Origin of the sequence: Chthonomonas sp., from assembly GCF_035294165.1 — a bacterium.
Lineage (GTDB): Bacteria > Armatimonadota > Chthonomonadetes > Chthonomonadales > Chthonomonadaceae > Chthonomonas.
The window spans coordinates 1-4,771 of sequence record NZ_DATGLN010000234.1 but is presented as its reverse complement, the minus strand read 5'-3'; the positions used below and the strand labels follow the sequence as shown (position 1 = coordinate 4,771).

Annotated in this window: 4 protein-coding genes; 2 read left to right on the top strand and 2 right to left on the bottom strand. The window is 57.2% G+C overall.

Translation table 11 applies throughout. The annotated features are described in order from the left end of the window. The coding region (locus tag VKV29_RS13140) for a diacylglycerol/lipid kinase family protein (RefSeq protein ID WP_324201768.1) at positions 1-768 on the bottom strand (768 nt) is incomplete at its 3' end. Between the two features lie 197 nt (positions 769-965). Next, the gene (locus VKV29_RS13135) at positions 966-2,042 is read right to left on the bottom strand and encodes a glycoside hydrolase family 99-like domain-containing protein (protein ID WP_324201767.1); all 1,077 of its coding nucleotides are present in this window, start codon (positions 2,040-2,042) and stop codon (positions 966-968) included. Positions 2,043-2,380: 338 nt separating this feature from the next. Here VKV29_RS13135 and VKV29_RS13130 point away from each other — a divergent pair, with 338 nt between their 5' ends. Continuing rightward, positions 2,381-3,301, top strand: a complete 921-nt coding sequence (locus VKV29_RS13130; protein ID WP_324201766.1) for a cysteine peptidase family C39 domain-containing protein — start codon at positions 2,381-2,383, stop codon at positions 3,299-3,301. A gap of 202 nt (positions 3,302-3,503) precedes the next feature. Beyond that, on the top strand, positions 3,504-4,771 hold a 1,268-nt coding region (locus VKV29_RS13125; protein ID WP_324201765.1), incomplete at its 3' end, for a DUF6531 domain-containing protein.

Genomic DNA, 4,771 nt, shown 5'->3' with positions numbered 1-4,771 from the left:
GTCTAGTTTGGCGTCGGGGGCGACTGCGAAGCGGGCGCCAAGGTAGACTGAGTTGCATATCGAAGCCATGGTTACCTCTTCTGCGTAGGCGACCCCGTCGAGCATCAGTTGAAGGCGACGGGCAGGCGGGTTCAGCAGAAGCGGCAGAAGCAGCCGCCAATCTCTTCCGAATCGAAAAAGGCGCGGCCCATCCGGGCCGAATAGAGAGATAATCTGGGCGAAAAGCCCCACCCCTGCAGCCTCTAAAAAATACTCCTCCCCAATGCGACCCACATCTACATGCCGCACGGGAGCCGTTGCCAAAATCTGCATAGCTTCAGGTAGGGAGAAAGGAATGCCCAACGAATGGGCAAAGTTGTTATCGGTTCCTACCGGCAGAACGCCCAGAGCGAGGGAGGGCGCCCTCATCGCAAGATTTTCTGAAGACTCCGGTGCCGGCGTAGAGGGAGAGGGCGCAGGCCTTGAGGTGCTGACAAGCGCCTGTGCTAGTGGACGAACGGTTCCATCGCCCCCGGCAGCGGCGACCACCTCGTATCCCTCGGCTTGAGCGGCCAGAAGCCGTTGATGGAGAGCCTCCGGGGGCGGCGTCGGCTCGATGGTGGCATCCAGCCCAACCTCCTTTGCCGCCTCATGCAGTATCGTTACGCCCTCATCTTGGGCGGGATCGCCATTTTTGGTTTGCCTCGCCTTGAGGCTGCCGGCTTTAGGGTTATATAAAATGAGCGTGCGGCGGGCTATAGGTGTCTCTCCTTGAAGGGTATTTTGCATTCGTAAGCGCCGCTTTCCTAAGAACAGAGAGCGGTATAAGGCCCCTTTTCTCTGCGGTGCGATACGATCGGCAACCATTTCGTTCCCCCTATTTTGGCAACGGGTTTCAGCCATATAGTCGCGAGATCGCCTTCGCAGTTATAATACGGAAAGAACTTTCCGGTATGACACGGCCTAACGGCAAACGCCTTAAGGGGCTATTTCAAAGCGCGTTTTAGGGCATCGAGGTAGGCAAATCGGTCGCCTTTAGTAGGCACGATGTAGCTACCTTCCCCCAGCTCATTCCATGCCTCCACAAACAGGAGGGGCCGATCGGGCAGCACATGCATATTGGGGTGGGCCAGCCACCACTCGCGTGCCATCCGCACAAACAGCTCGAACTCCTGAGGGGTGCGGGTATACCAAAAGTCGGTTTCGTGCCAGGGGCGTGGGTCCCACCCATCGGTGATTACGGGAATATAGGGCTTTCTGCCGTCGTTGGCGAAATCGTCCCAAATCTGTAAACTGCCGTCTATAAGCAGGGCGTAGGGGTTTTCGCCTTCGTGTGTGCCTGGCACTCCCGGATAGTTGTAGCCGGAGAAGGCATCGTAGCCCTCCTGCACCAGCCGATTAAGGTCGTTCCAACCATGCTGAGGGCCTGGGGTGGCACATGCTACCAGATATATCCCCGGCAGGCCGGCCTGTTGGGCAAGTTCACGCAGACGTTGCCAGGCCTTCGCTACGCCCTCTACGCCGCCCCAGGTCTGTTCCATGTCGCCCACACTAAAGACCACCAACAAGGGTTTGCCGTTGATTTTAACGTAGTTGGCATCGGAAAAATCCTCTTTAATCCAGCGCTCACATTGGGCATCCCACTCCGAAGGAGGGATGCTGAAGAGGCCGTTGTTTACATACAGCAGGGCATACCGCATGCCCAGCTTATTTGGGTCGCTACGAAAGAACTGCACGGCCGAATTCAACGATTTGCGCTCATGCGGGTTTGAATCGTGGGCGAGGTAGTACCAATCAAAGATAAAGAAGGCGATGCCTGCCTGCCGTGCCCACACCACCTGTTGGTGAACGAGAGGCAAGGTGTCATCATACCAGCCGCTCAATGGCTCCCTTTGCGGATAGTTTTTGGGCATGCCGTCAAGGTGAAAGTTATTCGAGGAGCGATCGGCCCAGCCGTCAAAATAGTAGCAGCCCACGAGCGGTGGAGGGGTTTGGGAGGTCTGAGAGTAGGCGCATCGAAGGCAAACGCAGAGAAATAGGCAAAGAAGGGATAGACGACGCATCGGTAACCTCATTGCACCCGAAAGTTGAGATAATTCTACCCCGCAAACGCCTATTTTCCTGCCAAAAGCGAGAGGAAGGGGCTAACGTGCTTGCCTCGGCGGTTTTCAAGCGAACCGGCCTGCCAAGCCAGCCTCTCTCGGAAATCGTAAGTAAGAGTCGGCCTTTTGCACCCACAGGCTGGTTCTTCTTAAAAAAAACACAAAAAAATTTTTCCAGTGTTCTTGACAGCGCTCTATGGGTTGTGTATAATATAGTAGCAGCGTTGCTCAACTTCTTCTGACGAGGTCTATCCTGTCCTCTAAGAGGTAGTTACCGCTTTCAAGCTTATATCGAGAGCTTGGTAAGTTTCCATTTATGCTTCCCTAAAGAGGAGATCATCTATGCAAACGAGAACAACGCGAACAAAACCATCGTTATTTCTGAAGGGTTTTACCCCCCCCGTTTTACTTCGGTAAAACCATATCGTGTCCTCGACGCGCTTGGCGCGCTGCTGATTCTGGGGGCTATTGCCCTCCTGCTCTCCTTACACACCCATAAGGCATCTCGACCGCGACCGCCTGTAGGGACTTCCGCTCCGCCTTACGACCCTCTGCAGGCCATCGAGCAGGTGCAAAGCCTGCCCCTTTACCAACAGGCCCAAAACCTCTATCGGCACCACCAACCCCAAAAGGCCACCCGTCTCCTTCAATGCATTCCGCACGTTCTCGCCCTCAATTCCACGCAAAACGCCTTTTTGCAAGACCAAATTCAGCTCTGTCTTATGCCTCATAGTCCCTCTTCGCAAAAGACAGCATCCTCTATGCAACAGGCCTCTTTTGCCCAAGCGGATTGCGGGCCACGCGCCTTGCTGTTGGTGTGCCGATATCTGGGACTGCACCCCACCTTGGCGCAGGTGCGAAGGCTCTGTGCTTTGACCCCGAGGGGTACCACCCTGCTCTCCCTTGCACAGGCCGCGCATAAGTTGGGTTTGCAGGCTACCGGCGTGCAGACCGGGCGCAGGGTGCTGCCCTTGCTGCCTATGCCCGCCATCGCTTGGGTAAACGGCCATCATTTCATCGCCGTCTTTTCCCTCTCCAAAGACCCCAAGCACCCCACGGTCACCGTTCAAGACCCCAGTGTGGGGCATCCGCAAACCCTCTCGCAAGAGCGCCTGCTGTCGTTGAGCGGGGGGTATCTGCTGTTGTTGCGGCGTTTGCCTGCAGCAACGTCTGCAAAACCGGCGCTGCGCTGCCACCTGCAGGTGCAGCCCGCCGCCTAGCGTTTTTGCCGAGGGCAGCGTCGGAAAAGCCCCATTGTCTTTTCCGCAAGCCTTCTCGGCAAAAGCAAAACCGTTCTTCCCGGTCTCGGCCAAGAGAAAGCAGGAAGAACGGTGTGCACAACGCCCGGAGGCGCTAGGGATAGTTTACCCTCTCTCCTCCGGGCCTGTCAAACCACTCAAGCAAAAGCATTTAGAGAGACTCATGAAAAACGTCCATCAACGAAGTCGTTTTGAGCGGTTTACCGCTCTGATGGTGGCCGGAGCCTTTTTCTGGAGTTTTCTGTTGGCTCCGCCCATGCTCGCCGCGGCGGCCGTGGCGCAGCGGCAACGCGCCCTGGCCGTAAAGCCGCACTTTCCCGGCTTTCGGCTGCTAAGCCCCAAAGAGATGGCGCGTATATGGGGCGCCAGCAGCCTCTCGCCGAGTCCCCAACCGGTTGCAGCCGATGGCGCGGCCTACCCCTGGCAAAATGAAGTGGCCGGGGTGAACACCGCCAACGGCAACAAGCTGACCTCTATTCCTTTGGTAAGTTGGACGGCCCGCGGTGGGCTGACGGTAGATTTCACGCTCTACCACAACAGCCTTAGCACCACTTCTGCCGAACTGGGGCCCAAATGGAGCCAAACCTACGACATCTCCCTTAGCTTCGATAGCACGGGCAACGCCACCGTCACCTGGGGCGATGGCCGCCGCTACACCTTTACCAAAAACATCAACGGCACCTACACGCCCCCGGCCGGCATCTATGAGACCCTCGTGGCCAACGGCAGCAGCTACATCCTTACCACCCACGAGCAAGTGGCCTACACCTTCACCAACCCCAACGGCACCGCGTGGGTGTGTACGGCCTTCTCCGACCCCAACGGCAATACCGTGACCATTAACCGAAATACCGGTAACCAGGTGACTTCGGTGGTAGACCCGTCGGGCCGCAAGTTGACTTTGGCCTATAACAGCAGCGGGCAAATTGCCTCCCTGACCGATCCTTTGGGACGGGTTTGGAGCTTTACCTACTCCACCTCTTCCGGCGGAGGCAGTGGAGGTGGCAGCGGCGGCACAAGCGGCTCCAGCGGAAGCCTTAGCCCCAACGCGGTTCGTCCCAACTCCTTCCAGGCGCTCTCTACCGGAGGAGGGGGCGTGCTGACCTCGATTACTTGGCCAACGCTCAACAACACCAACTATAGCCTTCAGTTGGCCTACAACAGCACCAACGACATTACTACCCTTACCGATTTGAGGGGCAACAAGTGGCAGTTCACCTACAACTCCAACGACACCTTAGCCTCGGAGACCGACCCGCTGGGCAACACCACCACCTTCGCCTATGCATCGGGCCAAACATCGGTTAGCGACCCCAACGGCCACACCAGCACCGACACCTACGATAGCTCCGGGCGGCGTATCTCGCATACCGACCCCACCGGTGCGGTAACCCAATATAATTGGGATGCCTCCAACAACCTCACCGCCGT

Excerpts from the sequence above, each read along its gene's own strand:
- VKV29_RS13135 (WP_324201767.1), bottom strand. The coding sequence starts at position 2,042 with ATGCGTCGTCTATCCCTTCTTTGCCTATTTCTCTGCGTTTGCCTTCGA.